Origin of the sequence: uncultured Bradyrhizobium sp. (assembly GCF_947648125.1) — a bacterium.
In the GTDB taxonomy this organism is placed as follows: domain Bacteria; phylum Pseudomonadota; class Alphaproteobacteria; order Rhizobiales; family Xanthobacteraceae; genus Bradyrhizobium.
The window spans coordinates 26,323-43,651 of the sequence record NZ_CANSMR010000044.1 but is presented as its reverse complement, the minus strand read 5'-3'; the positions used below and the strand labels follow the sequence as shown (position 1 = coordinate 43,651).

Here is a 17,329-nt window from a genome sequence, read left to right as displayed (position 1 = left end):
TCGGCGTCTTGAACTCGATCGAGCCGCCCCACATCGTGGCGATCCAGGAGAAGATTTTCACGCCTGTCGGTACGGCGATCACCATTGTTGCCGCCACGAAATAGGCCTGGGTCGCGCTTGACATTCCCACCGTGTACATGTGGTGCGCCCAAACCACGAAGCCGATGCCGCCGATCGCGGCCGTCGCGTAGGCCATGCCGAGATAGCCGAAGATAGGTTTCCGGCTGAACGTTGACACGATATGGCTCGTCATCCCAAAGCCCGGAAGAATCAAGATGTAAACTTCGGGATGACCGAAGAACCAAAACAGATGTTGGTAAAGCAATGGATCGCCACCGCCATCGGCTGAAAAGAATGTTGTCCCGAAATTGCGATCGGTCAGCAGCATCGTGATGCCGCCCGCCAACACCGGCAACGACAGCAACAAAAGAAAGGCCGTCACCAGGACCGACCAGCAAAACAGAGGCATTTTATGCAAGGTCATGCCAGGCGCGCGCATGTTGAAGATGGTCGTGATGAAGTTGATGGCTCCAAGAACCGACGAGGCGCCGGCCAGATGCAACGATAGAATGACAAAGTCCATCGCTGGACCTGGATGGCCGGATGTTGAAAGGGGTGCGTAAAGCGTCCATCCCGCTCCTACGCCATTGGCTCCGGGCTCGCCCTCAACAAAGGTCGAGATGATCAACAGAGCGAACGAAGCCGGAAGCAGCCAGAACGAGATGTTGTTCATGCGCGGAAAAGCCATATCCGGCGCGCCGATGAGCAAAGGCACCATCCAGTTGCCAAAGCCACCAATCATAGCGGGCATGACCATAAAGAAGATCATGATCAAGCCGTGCTCGGTCACGAAAACGTTGTAGGTATGGCTCTCATGAAAGATCTGGACGCCCGGGAACATGAGCTCTGCCCGGATCGCTATCGAAAGCGCGCCGCCAATGATACCGGCCACGACTGCGAAGATAAGGTACATCGTCCCGATGTCCTTATGGTTCGTCGAGTAGAGATATCGACGCCATCCGGTCGGGTGCGAGCCTTCATGCCCATGATCATCGAGAGTTGCGCTGCGAAGAGACGTCGCACTGGCTGCCATGTCGTTATCTTTCCTCGCTACGGGAAAATATGTGTTCTTGATTTTCGGTACGGTCAGCCGATCGCCAGCGCGAAAGCACCTCTGGGGCGGTCGCAAACACTGGTCGATGAGCAGAAAAGTAGCTCGATGGAATGTCGCCGCCGAACGCAGCGGACTTTTGCGCGGGCCTATTCATGTCAACGCGCAGCGATTTCGATGCTTTGGCCAGAAACCGACAGTCCGCACGCAATCGGTTCGATCACAGCCAAGCGTCGCCGGCGCAGAGAAAGGCACCGCGGTTGTTGACAGAAGCTGAGTTGTGGCTGAACGACAGCACTAACGCCGAGGCTGCCAGTTAAATTGCGTGGATCTCGCACAGAATCCTGCCTCCGTAAGTAACGTGGCAGGAGTCATCAGCCGATCGGCAGTTATGGGGGACTCCATCCCCTGTGCGCGAAATAGTATCAGGGCGGTAGCGGAACACAAGAGCGCCCGTGGCCGAATATTATGCTTTCGGGCATGACCCATCTGCGTAAGCGACAATGAATAGAGACACGACGTATGCGATCAGACGCCAAAACATCATGTGTTTATACCGGACGTCTGTCGATCGTCGTTATTTCTCGTCCTCCCCAAACGACGCGTGGAGGGAGTTGAGCGTCTCCATCGCTTGATCAATCTTGGTGTCCGGAACGGTGCGCAAGACACTCATCATTGCGGCGAAGTTTTCATCCTGTCCTGCGGCGGCGGACGAAAGAATATCGCGCACGTCGCAGTTCTCCCCCGGGGGAGTGGGGGGCGCGGTTCCGAGCGATAAAGTCTTCCGCGGTGGTGGCGGCGGTGCAGGCGCAGGCCGTGACACAAGCGTGAGAGGCGCCGGCGCTGGCGAGGCCGGCGACGGTTTGGTTTTGCTAGCTGTGGTTTTCGTTCGGCGCAGTGACGGTGCTTTGCGGGGAGTAGCGCTTGTTGCCGCTGGCGGCGCTGTTGTGACAGGCGGCGGCGCCTGGACTGGCGCTTGCGGTGGCTCCGGCGCTGGGTTGATGGCGCCCTGTAGCGCCTCATCCTGCCACGCCCGCAACTTGGGGAGCGCCGGAGGGGAGGCTTTCGCGCGCTCGTAGAGAGCGCGGTAGGGTTTGTCCAGGTAGTGACGAATCTTCGTTAGTTCGAACGACGGAGAGTTTTTCACCATCAGGATCGACAGCCGCGGCGACATCTCCCTTAGCTCGAGCGGGCTTCGCAGTGGCCGCGGCGTGTAGTGTGGGGCCCAGACCCGTGGCGCGAAGATGCCCTGCCCCGGACGCTGAATGGGGGTCTTGTAGACCTGTGTGGTCTCGCCCAGCATCTCGGACACGAATTCCGAGGTCTCCAGATCGTTGATCTGGATGAACAGCTTGATCTGTGAGCCCGAGACCGTCGTGATGCGCGTATGCCGTCCATAGAGCTCGTCGAGCTGGGCGATGTCCTGCATGACGATCGCCATGCGGAACCCGTAGCCTGCGCTGATCGTGATTTTCGAAATCAGCGAGTCCATCCGCCCGACATGGAAGAATTCGTCCAGCATCAACAGGACTTGGTGCGGTTCGTCCGCTCCGGGAATCTTCTCCATCAACAGGTCATGGATCTGCTGAAACAGGATGCGAATGAGCGGTCGGAAGATCGAGAGCTCGGCAATGGTGCAGCCGATGAAGATTGTCATCGGCTGCCGGCGCAGCTCGCGAATGTCGAAATCGGACGTCTCAGTCGCGGCCGAGATCAGTCCGTTGTTCCACAAGCTCATTGCCATGTTGACGTTGAAGACGGCGCTGTTTCGGGTCTCCGGCTCGAGCGCAATGTACTGGTTGAAGCTGTCGATCACCCAGGTCGGCAGATGGTCGCGTTCCGTTTTGACGATGGCGCGCAGCACAGTGGAGATGTCCTTGCCCGTCGTGGTCATGCGCGCCACCGTGCGCATGTGTTGCGCCGTGGTGGTCAGCGGCGACGCCAGCACATAGCCGATCAAGGCAGACAGCAGCAGGCGCCCGGCGCCGGCCCAGGTGTCGTCGGCTTTCTCGGGAATGACGAAGGATGCGACGACCAGGCAGTCGGTCGCCATCCGCTCGTCGCGGCGCACGAAATCAAGCGGATTGTAGCGATGGGTATCGCTCGACCCCGGTGAAAACATGAACACCTTATTGCCCATCGTCGTGCGATGGTTTGCCAACGCATCGAAATTCTCCCGCTTCGGATCGAAGAACACCGCCGAACCTTGCCAGAGATAACCGTTCGGCAGGACGAAGCCGGTGCCCTTGCCGGATCGCGACGGGCCGACAACGAGGATGTGGGCCGGTTCATCTGAGCGAATGGTGGAGCCGTTCAGCGTGCCCAGAATGATCCCCTGCTTGGCGATCATTCCTTGCTTGGCCGCTTCCATCAGGGTGCCGAACCGGGCCGCCCCGTAAGGCATCTGGCGGCGATTGACGAAGCCGAAGATCAATCCGCCGATCCCCAGCGCGAGGACGGCGGCCGCGCCATAACCGGCCCGGATCAGGGCTTCGACGCGCGTTGGCGGATAGATCAGCCGTTCGTAGAAATGACGCCAGGCGATCAAGAAAAACTCCGCCGAGCGGTCGGCGTTCTGCTGCCGAAACAGAGCCCAACGGCTGGCGCCCTCACCCGGAAAGCGGCCCGGCGCCCAGCGCATCGCCACGACGATTTCGTAGGCCAGGCTCCAAAGCAGACAGAACGCCAGCAGCAGCAGGATGGCAATTCCGACTCTATAGACGACGACGCGGGCCATGCCGTCCCCTTTCTGCCCCACGCTCCTCCACTTCTCGTTCCTGCCGCCACTCCGCCATGCGCGAGAAATGGACCGCCGAGGTTCCGCGCCAGCCGCCGATCTTGGTCTGCTGGATCACGATCGGCAGCACTGAGCGAATGTAGGCGACGATCTCCTCGCGCTTCAGCCCCAGGCCCGCCTGCATCACCATGAGCGCGAGTTGCTCGAACGCACCCGAGGGGCTGTCAGCGTGGACAGTGGTGATGCTGCCGGGATGGCCGGTATTGATCGCGCGGAGGAAAGAGTAGGCTTCCGCCCCGCGAATCTCACCGAGGAAGATGCGGTCTGGTCGCAGCCGCAGCGAGGCCTGCAAGAGCATTTCGACCGTGACGCGCGCCTCGCCCTGGTCGCCCTTCGACGCCACGAGCGGCAAATAGTTCTTCTGGACCGGATTGACCTCGCGCGTGTCCTCGATGGTGATGATGCGTTCCTCTTCCGGCACCTCCTTGAGAATTGCGTTCAGGAATGTCGTCTTGCCCGAGCTTGTTCCGCCTGACAGCAGGATCGAATAACGACTGACCACGGCCAGGCGGATAAAGTCCTCGATGCGACCAGCCTCGAGATGCTCGCAAAGCTGACGGTCGGTCGCTGTCAACGCCCCCTCCCCGGCCGTCTCGACCTTCTTGAACGAGCCGAGCCGGCGATAGTCGTCCAGGCGCATCTCCTTGATGACCTGCTTGCGGATCGCAAAGGCTCCGCCGGCCGTCGTCGCCGGCGGCATCACGCCCTGAAATCGCTCGCCAGAGGGCAGTGCAGCCGAAAGCAGCGGATGCTCCTCGTTCACGCTCTGGCCGGAGTGGCCGGCGACGCGCTCGGCAAGGTGGCGGATTGCATGCTCGGTGAGGCTCGGCACCTCGTGCCGCTCCATCGCGGACTGACCGAAGCGTTCAACCCAGACCTCCCCCGGTCCGTTCGCGCAGATCTCGACGATCTGATCGTCCGCGAGCCACTCGCGAATCGGATCGAGCGCCCGATCAATGAAGACGGTCAGGTTTCGTGGCAGCGCGCTCACGCTTCAACTCCGTCAGAGCTTCCTTGACCGGATCCGGATAAAAGGAAGAGAAGTCCAAGTCGCGCCGAACGAAGACGATGATCCGGGTGCCCTGGTCGAGATAGATCGTCGGCGGGATGTTGATCGAGTTGCGCAGAGCCTCCTGTGCGATATTGGTCAAGGTCTGCGAGACGTTCTGGGCGGCGATCTGCCGGGCCTGCAGGCTCAACTGGTTCTGGTTGACGCCAGTCTGCGTTTGCGTGACGACGCCCGTGACCGGATCGGTCGTGGTGATGACGGTGCCGTTGCCATAGCCGTTGGTGTTCTGGCCGTAGGCGCTCAGGAATTGCGCGGCGCCGCCGACGATCGACAGCATGATCGCAGCGCCGAACCGTTCCACATAATGATTGTCGACGAAGCCGGCATTCCCGGCCCGTCCGAGATCGTCGGCGCCGTTCGAGCCGAGTTGCACGGAGACGCCGTCCGACCGCAACAGCCTTGTCCAGACGACGAAGACTCGCGTCTGGCCTTGCGCAATTCCCGATTTGTATTCGCCGATGAGCCGGCTGCCGGCTGGAATCAGCACGCGTCGTCCGTCGAACGACCAGACGTTCTCGGTGACGGTCGCGCGCACCATGCCAGGCAGGTCGCTCTGGACGGCAGTCTCGAGCACGCCCCGGATGAATGTTCCCTGTGCGACCAGCGCGTCAATCCGGTTGTTCTTCGTGGCGCGCGAGACGTCGACGCCGGCGGCCGAGACGGAGGCCAGGAACCGCCGGTTCGGATCATCGTCAGGCGCGCCGGCCGCTTGGTTGGTGTCGTTCGGATTCGCAGCGGCCGCCGTCGCGCTCGCGTTGTCGGCGATCACCTGCGGAGCACGTAGACGCTCCCATTTCCGGCGCTCCTCCTCCTGACGTTGACGCTCGAGCTCTGCAAGCCGGCGCGCCTCGTCGTCGTTCGGTGCAACCATCGTGAGCGGTGGTGCCGGCGCTGGCGGCGGCTGCAAGGTCACCGGGGGCGCCGGCGGCGGCGGCGCTGGCTCAGGTGGGGCCTGCGGGATGACGATCGTGCCCTGATTGGTCTGCGGACGTGGCATTGACAGCGACGGCGCGGGAAATTGGGTGGTCGTAAACTCCTCCTTGTCCGGCGTCGTCATGGTCGGCGCGCGCCGCTGGGTCGTACTGTAGATCATCCAGGCGGCCACGATCACCGCGCCGAGCGGTACGCCGAATTTCAGAAAACGGCCGAGCGCCGTGCGTCCGCGTGCGACGGAAGTCGCCGCAGCGGCCTCCATTTCGAACGAGCGATAGTCCTCCGGTGTCGGCATGCGCTTCAGCCCCCAGCGAGTGACGTCGCGCCGACACGTTGTGGCGCATAGGGCTCAAGTCCGTTGGGCTCATGCATATTGGTCAGGCGGCGGTTGAAGATGCACGTCGATTCCTGGCCGTTGCGCAGCGTCCACTGCGGTGCGACCTTGTCGACGACGACATAGGGCCCTTCGGTTCGATAGTTGACGAGGCTCTCGTTGCGATCAGCGTCGACGATATAGATCGCCGGTACTTCGCCCTCGAAGCGAAACCAGGTCTTGGTGCCATCGTCGAAGACGGCGACGGGCTTGTTGGCGGATGAACCCTTGTAGCCATAGTCGCTATTGGCATTCGCGATATTGAGGCTTTTCAGATTCGGGTTGGCGGCGCGCTCCTTTGCTGCCGCAAGGAGCCCCGCGCTCGCTTCGTCATCCGGAAAGCGAAAGCGAACTTCGTAGATCTGCGACGACGGCGGGCGCGTGTTCGAACGGAGAATGAAGCTGTAGATGCGCTTGTCGGTGACGACGTTGAGGTTCGACTGCGCATTCTTTTCGACCGGTTTGACAAAGATGATATTGCCTTTGCGGTTGGGTTCGACCTTCCAGGCGATCGAATCGCCCAGCGCGAGCGTCTCGATCTTTTCGTCCGTCTGCAGCTCGATCATCGTCGAGGTGCCGTAGGTGGCGTCGACCGCCGTGACATTGTCCTTGTTGTAGATGACATCGCGTACACGAGAATCGAGACGACCGGGCCGCGGCGTCGCTTCGGCGAAAGCCGATCCGGCGGGAAAGATCAGGAGCAGGCTCAACGCAACGCAGCGCCCGATCATGGTTTCGCCTCCGCCGTTCCAGGCGAAGGCGCCGTCTCCTGATCGCGGCGATATTCCAGCGCCTGGAAGCCGAGCGGATTTTGGAACCGCCATTCGTTGCGCATCGGCGCACCGGTGTAGCGGAAGCGCACGAGCGAAACCCAGTGGCGGGTGATCGTGTTGGTGGCCGACTTCTCGTCCGTCGAGAACCGGACGAGCGCGGTGCGATTGTTCGGGAACGTGACCGACTTGATGTTCACGGCGACCTCGGTGTTGGTGCCGTAAATCTTGACCGGGTTGTTGGGATTGGCAGGAGAATAGATCTCGGTCAGCTCGCGCGCGGCATCACCTGATGCGAGCAGTTGCGCCAGATCGAAATTGTCCTTAAGCGCTTTGGGATCGTAGGTCTCGCGCGCCTTGACGTAGCGCACGACGTTGAACATCGTGACGGCTTCGTCCTGGGTCAGCGCGCCTTCGGCCATTGGCCGCTTGACCTCGACAAAGCCCGTCGTCTTGTCCACGACGACCATGTAGGGCTCGTAGGTCTTGAGCGGCACCAGCAGGGCAAGAATGCCCAGCGTGACGATTGCGACGACGCTCATGACACTCGCGACGATCCAGGCGAGCGCTCGCGAATTGCGGTTCCGGCGCGCGATGTCGTGTTCCCATGTCGCGCCGTCTGCGTAGTAGCGCGGATCGATCCGTGCCGGCTCGGAGGTTGCCGTTTCCGTCACGGGCGGCCTCCACTGCTTGGCGCCGGCGGCACGCCCGGATTCCGGAGCTGGTCAGCCAGGCGGCGAAATTCCGCGGATTGCGCCCAGGAGGCGGCGCGCAGTCCGACGCGGGCTCGCTGCCGGGAGGCGAGCTCCTCGCGGCGCGACATCGATGCGGGGTTCAACGGGTTGCGGAAGGCGAGCCGCGCGCGATTGGCCGCGGCCCCGAGGCGGAAGCCCGTGGCGGTCGCGATGACGGAACCGATCCGCGGTGCGAAAATCGGGACGCCGCCGGCGATCGCGGCCGCGACATTATTGATCTGGCTGAGAAGCAAGACGCCGATGATCGCCATCAGAACGACGGGGCCGATGGTCGCCCAGGTCGCCGATTTCGAATTGGCGACGCCGTTCAATGTGTCGATTGATTGCTGGATCAGCGAGACATAGAAGGCGAGAAAAGCATAAACCAGCACTTGGACGACGAAATACTGAACCAGCGCGCTCATCCAGCCGCCAAAAAAACGCGTCGTCGCGCCAAACAGCAATAGGATGATGAAGACCGGCGCCAGCGCGAGCAAGAGCCACATGAACATCTTCGACAAGATGATCAGAAAGATCGCGAAGCCGATCAACAACGCCATCACCACATAGAAGACCGCGGCGAAGATGTAGGGCCCCCAATTGGTGATTCCGGCATTCTGCAGGAACGCTTCCGTGGCGCTGTTCGTGGTGTTCCACATGTTCTGCAGGGCCGACTGCACGCCGTTCACTGAATTCAGATTGGCGGCCGTGCCGGTGTTGTTGGCCGTGGTCACGACATTGAGCAAGGCATTGCCGATCGCCGAGGGACCGCTGTTCATGGCGTTGTAGGCGAAGGTCTGGAAATCGCCCCAGCTCGTCGCCATGGCGTAGATGAGGAACGCCCGGAACAGACGGAAGGCATGGTCGGCCGGACCGCCCGTCGCGGTCCCCTGCCAGATGCCGACGCCCCAAAAGATGACATAGAGCGTCAAGAGCAGGCCGGCGACGCCGGTGCCGCCGCCTGAGGTCGCCGCGCTGGCCAGGGCCTGATAGGCGCTCGAAACATAGTTCTGACCAAGCTGATCGACGGTTTGCAGCAATGTCGTAATGTTGAATGTGTTCCCCATCGCCCCCTCTCAGATCGGCCGCATCGGGCCGCAGCGATCGAGCGCCTCGAGGGCGGGCGGCACGGCAGGTTGGAGCATCTCGCTATAGGCCAGCGGCGTTCCGTCTTCGTCGGGAGAACAGGGCGCCTTGAGCGGCCGGTAAGCGCAACCGGCGAGCGCAGCCGCGACCAGGACAATGAACACCACACGCCAGCTCAGTCTCATTTCGTCGTCGCCTTTGGCTGCGTGAAGGTCATGGCGCGCGAGGCCGACGCGGCCGCATCATCATCGGACGCGCTCTGACCGCCGGGGTTGCTCGCGACCGGAGAAGGAGGCCGGGAGAGCAGGAATCGCCCGGCGAAAAGGCCGATCGCCAGGGCGATGATGGCTATGACGATCGCTGCTCGTTTCGACACGGTTGCTCCCCGACGTCTCTCACTGGGTGAATTTCATGGCGCGCGCGGCCGCCGACTGCGCCGCGATGCGATCGAGATTGGCCTGGTTCGCGGCTGCGGCGGCATTGTTGACCACGCCGTTCAGCTCGTTGATCGTCTGCCCGGTCTGGATCTGGACCTGGGTGTTCTGATCGACGCTGCCCTTGAGGTCCTGGGCGGTGCCGATCTGCTGCCCGCCCTGCGTGAAGGCCTGGGACCGCGTCTGCATCGCGCTTTGCGTCGAGTTGATCAAACCGGAGAGCGTCGCCGCGACATTGACCGAATTCTTGTAAGCCGTGTCGACAGGATTGGTCTGTCCGTTCGCCAGCCCCGTGATCGTCTGCACGAGCTGCAAGCCGTTGATCAGCGTCGAGACGATGTTCTGCGACCCCGCGCCCATTCCCGCGAAGGAGAGCGCGCCACCCGAAATCACCGAGCCGAGCGATGGCGCCTGCGCCATCGAGAAGCCGCTGCCCAGCGCCATCTGAGCGAGCGAGCCTTGCGCCTGCGACGACCGGTCGCCGGTGACGGCCTGCAGCGTTTTTTGCGTGAATTGCAGAATTTGCTGATCCGCGGTGAGGATCTGCTGCGTGCTGGTGGCGATCTGTTGCGCCTTGGTGAGATTGGCGCTGTCGATCACCGGGACCTGCGCGTTCGCTTGCGGGGCGACGGCAAGCCCGGTGATGAAGACCGCAATCGCGAGATGAATGCGCATCAAAGCCTCCCTAACGACTATTGCTGGAGATCACGGCCGCTGCATTGGCCGCGTTCTGGATCTGCGCCAGATAGAACAGGACATTCCCGTCGGTATCGACGTAGCGCGCGCTGACGCAGGCGGGATCGGGCGGTGAGCCGGGCGGCGTGGTCGAGCAAGTCGACGGCGTGCGGCACGGATCGGATGCGGTGCCCGAGCCGATCAGTCCGGCCGGGCACGCCGGGCCCGAAATCGGCTGGCTATTGGTGTTTGACGTCGCACGCATGCCGAGCGCCGCGCGGCTCATGTCGCTTGTCATGGCGAGGTTGAGTGCGTTGATCGCGGTCACCCAGAGATTTGCCGACCCGATCGCGCCGTTCCAGGCGAGATTGTTCTGCAGCCGCGCCGCGCTGTTCATGTCGATCGACGCCATGACGGTCTGGGCGGTGCCCACCTGCTGGCTCGCGGACTGGAAGGCGGATTTCGCTGCGGTCATGGTCGAACCGCTGGCATTGAGTCCGGCCACGACATTGCCGCTCGACTGAAAGAGAGTCTGGTCGTTGAGCGCCGCGCCCTGGGCGGTCGTATCCGGTGTCGTCGGCTGATCCGGGGCATAAGATTGGATGGCCTGCGCGCCGGCTCCGCTCTGCGGCTGCACCGTCGGGTTGGTCACGCTGGCTTTCTTGCCGGTCGTGACCGCGCAATGAACGCCGTTGTTCGCATCCTGCCGCTGCGTTGTCACCGGCACCAATTTGACGGTCGTGCCCGCGGTCAGCGATTTCTGCGTCAATTGAGCGGCGTCATTGACCGGAATGTCGGCCAGCGCCGGGACCGCGCCCGCAACGATGAGACCCGCAACCAGAACCATGCGTCCGATCATGACGCCGCCCTCCCCATGAAGACCGGTAACCATGCTGCCGGATCGTCTCCCAGCTTGGCGCGCAGCGCGTCGAGTTCGGTGACCGTCTCGGTACGCCCCGACAGGACCTTGATCAGGTCCGGCATGCCGGCGAGGTTGAGACGCGCGACGACGCTGTCGCGGCCATGCTTGATCAAAAAGGAACGGCTCTCGGGCGCGGTCGAACGGATCCAGGTGACTTCGCGTCCCGACAAACGGAAGGCTTGCCGATAGCTCTCGTCGTCGGCTTTCGGATTGGGAAAGAAGATGTTGGTGCTGGTCTGCTCGATCAGCGTATTGGAGGCCTTGGAGCGCACGATGTCGGCCGCCGACTGGGTGCCGAAGCCGACAATGCCGTTCTGTTTGCGAATGGTCTTGAGCTTGTCACGGATAAAGAAGGCGAAAACCTCGTCGTCGAGGAGCCGCCAGCCCTCGTCGAGGAAGATCATGACGGGATCGCCGGTGAGGAGCTCGTCGATGCGATGGAAGATGTACATCAGCGCCGCGGTGCGCACGACGGGATCGTCGAGCACGCGGGTCATGTCGAAGCCGAACACGGTCGAAAGCGAGAATTGGTCCTCTTCGTTGTTAAACAGCCAGCCTCTCTGATCGGCACGCAACCAGCTTTCGAGCCGGGCTAGGAGATCGCCCTCGCCCGCGCGGATGCGGCCGCGCAGCAAGGTCGAGAAGGCTTTCAGCGTCCGCCCCTCGGGGCCGGCGCTGAGCGCCGCTGCGATGGCGTTGCGAATCACCTGCTCTTCCGAGGCCGTCAGCTCTGCCCCATTCGCCGGCCGCAGCATGAAGGCGAAGAGCTGGTAAAGAAACTCACGATTGGGCGCGGTATCAGGAAGCGACAGCGGGTTGAATCCGGTCGGCTCACCCGGCACCAGCGTCTCATATTGGCCGCCCAGCGCGCGCAGGAAGATTTCCGCCCCGCGGTCCTTGTCGACGAAGACGAGCTTCGGCCGCGGTTCGATGCGCTGGGTTTGCGCCGCAATGAAGGACAGGAACACCGTTTTGCCGGAGCCGGTGGGACCGACCACGGTGAAGTTGCCGATATCGCGGACGTGATGATTGTAATAATAGGCCGTCTGCGACGTGGTTTCGAACACCGAGATCGCCGGCCCCCAATGGTTGCCGTCCGGCCGGCCGCTCGGGTAATTGTGCAGCGACGTGAAGCCCGCGAAATTCTTCGACGAGATGATCGCCTTGCGTGCGATGTAGCCGAAATTACCCGGAAGCTGCGCCCAGAACGAGGGCTCGCAGTTGAGATCCTCGCGCACCCAGATTACTGAGCGATCGGTTAGCGCAGCGCCGACCGCCGTCACCGCAGCGCCAACCTCGGCGAGATCCCGGCCGAGGCACATCACCGTCATGTGGTGTTCGCCGTAGATCGCCTCCGAGGCGAGCAATTCGTCGCGTGCGTCATCGAGATGTTCGGCGACGATCGACCCGGCCTCATCCGACATGTCGACCTGGCGCGAGACGCGGTCGATCTGCTTGGCGGCCTCCGGCCGGTCCACGATCGCAAAGCTCTGCGACGCGATGAACTCGTGCGGCACGCGCAGCAGATTGTCGAACGAGCCCGGTCCGGTTTGAGCCGGGTATTCCCGAATCGCCACCATGGCGGCAAAGCGGCTGTCTTCCGGCCCGGCGCCGCGGACCTCGATGGCGTTACGGCCAAAGAAGAGGCGCTTCAACGACAAGGCGTCGGCGATGTCCATGCGCGGCAGCGCCATCGGCCGCGGCATGCCGCCGTTCAGAATCTGCACCAGAAATTCCAGCGGCTCGGAGAACCAGACGCCCTCGCGGCGCACGACGCCAAGCTGACGTGCGCCATAGCCGGCGAGATTTTCACGCACAGCCGTCGCGGCGTCGCGTAGTTCGTTGAGCGCCGTTTGTCGCGCAACTGATTCGCCACCCGCGTCCTTGCGGCCCAGCACCTTCGTCAGCATGGCATCGAAGGTTCCCGCCTGTCCCTGCAGCGGGCGCCTGATGATGGTCAGATAAAGATCGTTGACGAACATCCGACGCTTCGAGAGCGCGGCGTCGTAGCGTTCGTCGAGCTCGCGACATAGCACGTTGTCGAAGGTCGATTCGATGCGCGGCTGGACCTCGCGGCGAATGATATGCGCCGTCAGCGCGAAACGCGAGTTTGCCAGCGTCCGCACGACGTCATTGCGGCCGAGAAGCCGAGCATTCACCTCGCTCATATCCGAGGTCTCGAACGAGTAGCCGTCGAGCTTGAGCACGGTCATAACGAGGCCGTCGCGCGTCTTGATGATGTTGTCGTCGACATGGCGCGTGTACGGCACATGCGAGGCGACCGGGCGCTCACGCCGGGAGATCGTGCCGAAGGTCAGTTCATCGAGGAGTGCGCGCGCCACCATTGCCGTCACCTCATGCCGCGTAGCTGTCGGCGCCCCAGAATCCGCGCGAACGCGGGGGGCATTTGGTCGACTTCACGAAAAGAATTTCGAAGATGCGGTCGTCGCGCAGCGTCATCACGAAGCCGAAGAGATGCAGCGGGATCGCGACCAGCAACATGAAGAGGTTGTGCGAGACAAGAAAGCAGACGCTCGAGACCACGCCGTTGAACATGAAATACATATACGGCACGCCCATCAGCGTCGGCGCGCGGGTCAGCGCCTTGACGAGCGGCGTGATCAGCGGGTCCTCGAGCTCGTCTTCTGTCATTGTCCGACCGCCGACTGGAAGAACTGGACGATCTGCGCCGAGCCGAACACCAGCACGATGCCAAAGATGACGCTGCCGGCGATGCCCCAAGTGAGACGGCCAGACCAGGCGAAAAACCCGCAGGCGATGACGGCGAGGGTCGCCAATGCGGTGGCGATCGGCCCTGTGAGCGCAGACACCAATTGCGTCAACGTCGATTGAACAGGCTGCAGCGTGCCCCCGCTCGACTGCGCTTGCGCACTCACCATGCTCAAGAGAAATAGGCTTCCGCCCAGAATTGGTCTCGATAGCGATCGTCTCATCGGCTCACTCCCGTTAGTCGACATGCATGACGAACCCGTCGCTCCACTGCGCCGGATCGCGCGACTGGGCGGCGGGTTTTGTCTCAGTGACGGAGCCGGCTTGCGGAGGCTCGATCAGGTCGGCGACCGCAGCGGACTTGTCGCGAGTCGGACGCGACACAGCCGCACTTGGGCTCGGCCAGGCGTAGAAGTCGTTGATGACTTGCGCGACGAAGCGCACGGTTTCGGGGTAAGGCGGCACGCCGCGGTTCTTGTCCACCGCGTCCTCGCCGGCGTTATAGGCCGCAACGATATAGAGGGGATTGCGGTATCGGGTGGTGAGCGCCTGGAGATAGCGGACGCCGCCACGGACATTGTCGGCCGGATCGCACAGATCGACTTTGAAGCGCCGTGCCGTGTCAGGCATCAATTGCATCAACCCGAAAGCGCCCTTATCCGACAGCGCGATCGCGTCGAAATGGCTCTCGTTCTTGGCGACCGAGAGCGTGAAGTCGGGCGAGAAACGCTCCTCGGCCGCGATCCGGCCGATCAAAGCGCGCGCGTCCTCGGGCGTCATCGTCTTCGCCTTCGGACACGGCGTGGCGCCCCTGACGGTGCCGATGGTTTGAACGACGGCGGCCGGCGACGCGACCGGCAAAATCCGACCGGATCCGTCGACGGCTGCGAGCCGGGTGTCCTGCGCTTGGGCGCTGGACACCACGGCCAGAAGGCCGAAACCCATTGCTATGGCGCGTCTCGACATGCCACCCCGCCCCGCATTTTCGGATAGACAATATATTGAATGTTGATACTCTGGCAACAGGAGAGATGATCGGTCCACACCAGGCTCGCTTGCGGAGGGACGATGACGCGCTGTGCAGCTTTGTTGATCGGCGTGGCTGGCGCGGCGATGCTGGCCGGCGTGGGCCGCGGCGAGGCGCAGGACGCCTCCTTTGGATGCAAGGTGCTGCTGTGCGCGGCCGCCAGCAATCCGAGCTGGGCAGGGATTCCCTATTGCGTGCCCGTGATGCAGAGCCTGTTTCACAGCCTGGCGCATGGAGGGAGTTGGCCGAGCTGCTCGGAAGGCAATGCGAGCGGTCTTGGATATGAGCCTTATCAGGCCTGTCCAGCCGGGTTGACGGCGGTGCAGTTGGGTTCCGACGGCAACGCAGGCTATTCGGCGGCGCCGAACGGCAATCTATGCGCCGATTTGTCGAGGCCCTCGCAGACATGCTCGGGAGACAACGGCTGCACCACGGACTATCCGACCACGCCCCGGCAAGCGCGCAACGATCCATATTTCGTTGACATCACGACAGCCAACGGCGTGCAACGCGTCTACTTCTCGCTGCAGGGCTACTGACATGCGACATCTGCGGCGGCTCCTCACCGTGCTGTCTGTCTGCGGTATCCCGCTCGGCGTAGCGAACGCTCAGACTTCGCCCTCGGCCTGGTTTCCCGTGCCGCCGAACGCGATCTACCTGACGGGCGACAGTTGGTCGGTCGAAAACGTGACCTATCGGCTCTACGGCGTCCAAGCTTGTCTTCGCGGCACGAGTTTCACCAATGGCCACGGGGTGAAGCGCGATTGCGGGGAAGCCTCGCTCGCGATGCTCGTCGCACTGACCCGCGATCTGCGACCGCAATGCTACAATGCCGTCGAAGCGCCGCAGACACGCACCGTCTTCGTCTTCTGTGTCGCCATCCCGACGACAGGCGCCGGCGCCGGATCCCGCATCGATCTTGGGACGGCATTGATCGCAACCGGATTCGCATTCGCCTCGCTCAAACCCGACGGCCAGCCGGTCCATCCGCCGTATTGGGTCGCCGAAGAAGTCGCGGCACAGAGCAAAGCGGGTCTCTGGGCGTTTGCGGATCTCCCCGATCCGAACGCCATCATTCTTCGTACGCTGCAGCGCCCGGCCGGCACCGAGCCGACATCGCCAGCGCACGCCGCGGCGCCAACGCCCGATACCCCACAGCAACCATAGGAGACAGCCTTGCGAAGTACCAACCTCTTCATTCTGCGCGGCCGCGTCGGCCAGGCGCCAAAGGCCTTTAACAAGGCCGCGAAAATCAATGTGGCCACCGATCGCGCCTGGACGGATGCCAAAGGCGAGCGACGCGAAGAAACGGATTGGGTGACCGTCACGATCCTCAACGAAAAGGCCGCCCAATGGGCGATTGCCAACATCGCAAAAGGCGATCCGGTCTATGCCGAGTGTCGGATTGCCGATGGCAGTTACAAGAAAGACGGCGAGACCGTCTACACGACCGACATCATCGCCAACGTCTTCCATAAGCTCGATCTCGGATCGCGCGATGACGCGGCTTGATGCGATCCTGATCGCAGTTGCCGGATTGGCGCTCCTGCCCGGCAATGCGGGAGCCCAGTCGGCGAACGCGCCATCGAATATCTACACGCCGAAAACGCAGCCGCAGCCGCAGCCCCTCCGTGTCGAGGTGATCGACGGCGCCCGCTTCCGGGACATCGAAACCCGCACGGTCTACCGGCTCTATGGCATCGAGACCTGCGCGCCTGATCAAACCGCCCGGCTCGGACGGCAGCCGTGGCCGTGCGGAGCCATGGCCGTCGCCTGGCTCGTTACCGCAACCCTCAACAAGTGGCTTGCCTGCGGCAGCGTGCGCGCCGACGGTGACGAGCAACTCGTGCGCTGCGCGACCGCCGGCCATGCCGATCTCGCCGCCGACATGCTCCACGACGGCGTTGCCGTCCTCGCACCCCTGGGCTCGAGCGATCTGAAAATCCCCTCTTACGCCGCCGCCCAGGCGGACGCACGCAAAGCCTATCGCGGCTTGTGGTCGAGCACCTTCGAAATGCCGTGGGACTGGCGGGCGCGACGTGACCGGCAATCGGCATTGGACAATGAGGTCCGCCGGTGACAGCAAAATCGCGGCCAAGCGCCCTCATCCTTCCGCTTCTGCTCCTCCTTGCCGGTTGCGCTGCTCCGGCAGGCCCCGTCGTGAACGGGCCGCCGCTTGGGCCGGAACCACTCTTTGCGCCTGAACAGGTCAAGCCCGGCCGGTTGGAATATGCCCCGGACCGGTCGACGTTCGCGCCGATCCTGACCGAGCGCTTTCCCTATCCGACACAGGTCGAAGCCAATGCCGCCTATCTGCGCTTGCTGGCGACCGCGCCGGAGAATCGCAGCTATCCGGTGTCGATCTGGCTCTTCGGCTGCAAGCCGGGGATACTCGACCAGCAGACCGCTCGCGTGACCCGCTACCGCGCACCCGCGGTTCATTGCGCGACCGATTTTCTCGATGGTTCAGGTCGGCGGATGCGGCGAGAGACCGCGAATTTCTATTATTACGACGCCATTTGGACGATGCAGCCGGTCTATCCGCCGCTCGCCGCGGTTCCTTGGCGCAATCGCGAAAAATCTCCGAAGGATTTCTGGGGGTGGCTGCCCGGCCGGCCGCGATACGAATAGGACCGGTCGCCCGTGCAACGCGCAAATGTGTCGACAA

General features: G+C 62.8%; 20 protein-coding genes and 1 riboswitch. Of the genes, 5 read left to right on the top strand and 15 right to left on the bottom strand.

Translation table 11 applies throughout. From position 1 onward, the window contains the following. The 15 genes from Q0030_RS38300 to Q0030_RS38230 form a co-directional block, all read right to left on the bottom strand. A partial coding sequence (locus Q0030_RS38300; RefSeq protein ID WP_298379611.1) for a cbb3-type cytochrome c oxidase subunit I occupies positions 1-1,093 on the bottom strand: 1,093 nt, incomplete at its 3' end. A 376-nt stretch (positions 1,094-1,469) separates the two neighbouring features. After that, positions 1,470-1,529: riboswitch (Fluoride riboswitch) on the bottom strand. A gap of 159 nt (positions 1,530-1,688) precedes the next feature. Beyond that, on the bottom strand, positions 1,689-3,848 hold the full coding sequence (locus tag Q0030_RS38295) for a type IV secretory system conjugative DNA transfer family protein (protein ID WP_298379608.1): 2,160 nt from the start codon (positions 3,846-3,848) through the stop codon (positions 1,689-1,691). Further along, positions 3,826-4,899, bottom strand: a complete 1,074-nt coding sequence (gene virB11, locus Q0030_RS38290) for a P-type DNA transfer ATPase VirB11 (protein ID WP_298379605.1) — start codon at positions 4,897-4,899, stop codon at positions 3,826-3,828. Before virB11 ends, Q0030_RS38295 begins: the two co-directional genes overlap by 23 nt. Next, positions 4,862-6,205, bottom strand: coding sequence for a type IV secretion system protein VirB10 (gene virB10, locus Q0030_RS38285; RefSeq protein ID WP_298379602.1), 1,344 nt, complete (start codon positions 6,203-6,205; stop codon positions 4,862-4,864). Before virB10 ends, virB11 begins: the two co-directional genes overlap by 38 nt. 5 nt (positions 6,206-6,210) lie before the next feature. Continuing rightward, complete coding sequence (gene virB9, locus Q0030_RS38280) at positions 6,211-7,014, bottom strand: P-type conjugative transfer protein VirB9 (protein ID WP_298379599.1); 804 nt, start codon at positions 7,012-7,014, stop codon at positions 6,211-6,213. Next, positions 7,011-7,727 (bottom strand): virB8 family protein, encoded by a 717-nt coding sequence (locus Q0030_RS38275; RefSeq protein WP_298379596.1) that lies wholly within the window; start codon positions 7,725-7,727, stop codon positions 7,011-7,013. The genes virB9 and Q0030_RS38275 overlap by 4 nt, the downstream gene beginning before the upstream one ends. After that, complete coding sequence (locus Q0030_RS38270; protein ID WP_298379594.1) at positions 7,724-8,854, bottom strand: type IV secretion system protein; 1,131 nt, start codon at positions 8,852-8,854, stop codon at positions 7,724-7,726. Before Q0030_RS38270 ends, Q0030_RS38275 begins: the two co-directional genes overlap by 4 nt. 9 nt (positions 8,855-8,863) lie before the next feature. Continuing rightward, entirely contained in the window at positions 8,864-9,058 is a 195-nt protein-coding gene (locus Q0030_RS38265) for a hypothetical protein (protein ID WP_298379592.1), read from the bottom strand. After that, positions 9,055-9,249 (bottom strand): hypothetical protein, encoded by a 195-nt coding sequence (locus Q0030_RS38260; RefSeq protein WP_298379589.1) that lies wholly within the window; start codon positions 9,247-9,249, stop codon positions 9,055-9,057. The genes Q0030_RS38265 and Q0030_RS38260 overlap by 4 nt, the downstream gene beginning before the upstream one ends. 19 nt (positions 9,250-9,268) lie before the next feature. Next, positions 9,269-9,982 carry a type IV secretion system protein gene (locus tag Q0030_RS38255; RefSeq protein ID WP_298379587.1) on the bottom strand — a complete coding sequence of 238 codons (714 nt, stop codon included), beginning with the start codon at positions 9,980-9,982 and terminating at the stop codon, positions 9,269-9,271. A 10-nt stretch (positions 9,983-9,992) separates the two neighbouring features. Further along, positions 9,993-10,841: a hypothetical protein gene (locus tag Q0030_RS38250; RefSeq protein ID WP_298379584.1), complete on the bottom strand. Its 849-nt coding sequence runs from the start codon at positions 10,839-10,841 to the stop codon at positions 9,993-9,995. Next, positions 10,838-13,249 carry a VirB4 family type IV secretion system protein gene (locus Q0030_RS38245; RefSeq protein WP_298379579.1) on the bottom strand — a complete coding sequence of 804 codons (2,412 nt, stop codon included), beginning with the start codon at positions 13,247-13,249 and terminating at the stop codon, positions 10,838-10,840. The genes Q0030_RS38250 and Q0030_RS38245 overlap by 4 nt, the downstream gene beginning before the upstream one ends. 10 nt (positions 13,250-13,259) lie before the next feature. Further along, positions 13,260-13,556, bottom strand: coding sequence for a VirB3 family type IV secretion system protein (locus tag Q0030_RS38240; protein WP_172240231.1), 297 nt, complete (start codon positions 13,554-13,556; stop codon positions 13,260-13,262). Then, positions 13,553-13,858 (bottom strand): TrbC/VirB2 family protein, encoded by a 306-nt coding sequence (locus Q0030_RS38235; protein WP_298379574.1) that lies wholly within the window; start codon positions 13,856-13,858, stop codon positions 13,553-13,555. The genes Q0030_RS38240 and Q0030_RS38235 overlap by 4 nt, the downstream gene beginning before the upstream one ends. 13 nt (positions 13,859-13,871) lie before the next feature. Next, a complete protein-coding gene (locus Q0030_RS38230) occupies positions 13,872-14,600 on the bottom strand; it encodes a lytic transglycosylase domain-containing protein (protein WP_298379572.1) in 729 nt (242 codons plus the stop codon). A gap of 102 nt (positions 14,601-14,702) precedes the next feature. Here Q0030_RS38230 and Q0030_RS38225 point away from each other — a divergent pair, with 102 nt between their 5' ends. The 5 genes from Q0030_RS38225 to Q0030_RS38205 are packed head-to-tail and all read left to right on the top strand — an operon-like array spanning position 14,703 to position 17,292. Beyond that, positions 14,703-15,200: a hypothetical protein gene (locus tag Q0030_RS38225; protein ID WP_298379569.1), complete on the top strand. Its 498-nt coding sequence runs from the start codon at positions 14,703-14,705 to the stop codon at positions 15,198-15,200. Position 15,201: 1 nt separating this feature from the next. Beyond that, positions 15,202-15,828, top strand: coding sequence for a thermonuclease family protein (locus tag Q0030_RS38220; RefSeq protein ID WP_298379566.1), 627 nt, complete (start codon positions 15,202-15,204; stop codon positions 15,826-15,828). A gap of 9 nt (positions 15,829-15,837) precedes the next feature. Then, positions 15,838-16,173 (top strand): single-stranded DNA-binding protein, encoded by a 336-nt coding sequence (locus Q0030_RS38215; RefSeq protein WP_211961838.1) that lies wholly within the window; start codon positions 15,838-15,840, stop codon positions 16,171-16,173. Beyond that, complete coding sequence (locus Q0030_RS38210; protein ID WP_298379559.1) at positions 16,160-16,741, top strand: thermonuclease family protein; 582 nt, start codon at positions 16,160-16,162, stop codon at positions 16,739-16,741. The genes Q0030_RS38215 and Q0030_RS38210 overlap by 14 nt, the downstream gene beginning before the upstream one ends. Then, positions 16,738-17,292 carry a hypothetical protein gene (locus Q0030_RS38205; RefSeq protein WP_298379557.1) on the top strand — a complete coding sequence of 185 codons (555 nt, stop codon included), beginning with the start codon at positions 16,738-16,740 and terminating at the stop codon, positions 17,290-17,292. The genes Q0030_RS38210 and Q0030_RS38205 overlap by 4 nt, the downstream gene beginning before the upstream one ends. Positions 17,293-17,329 lie beyond the last annotated feature (37 nt).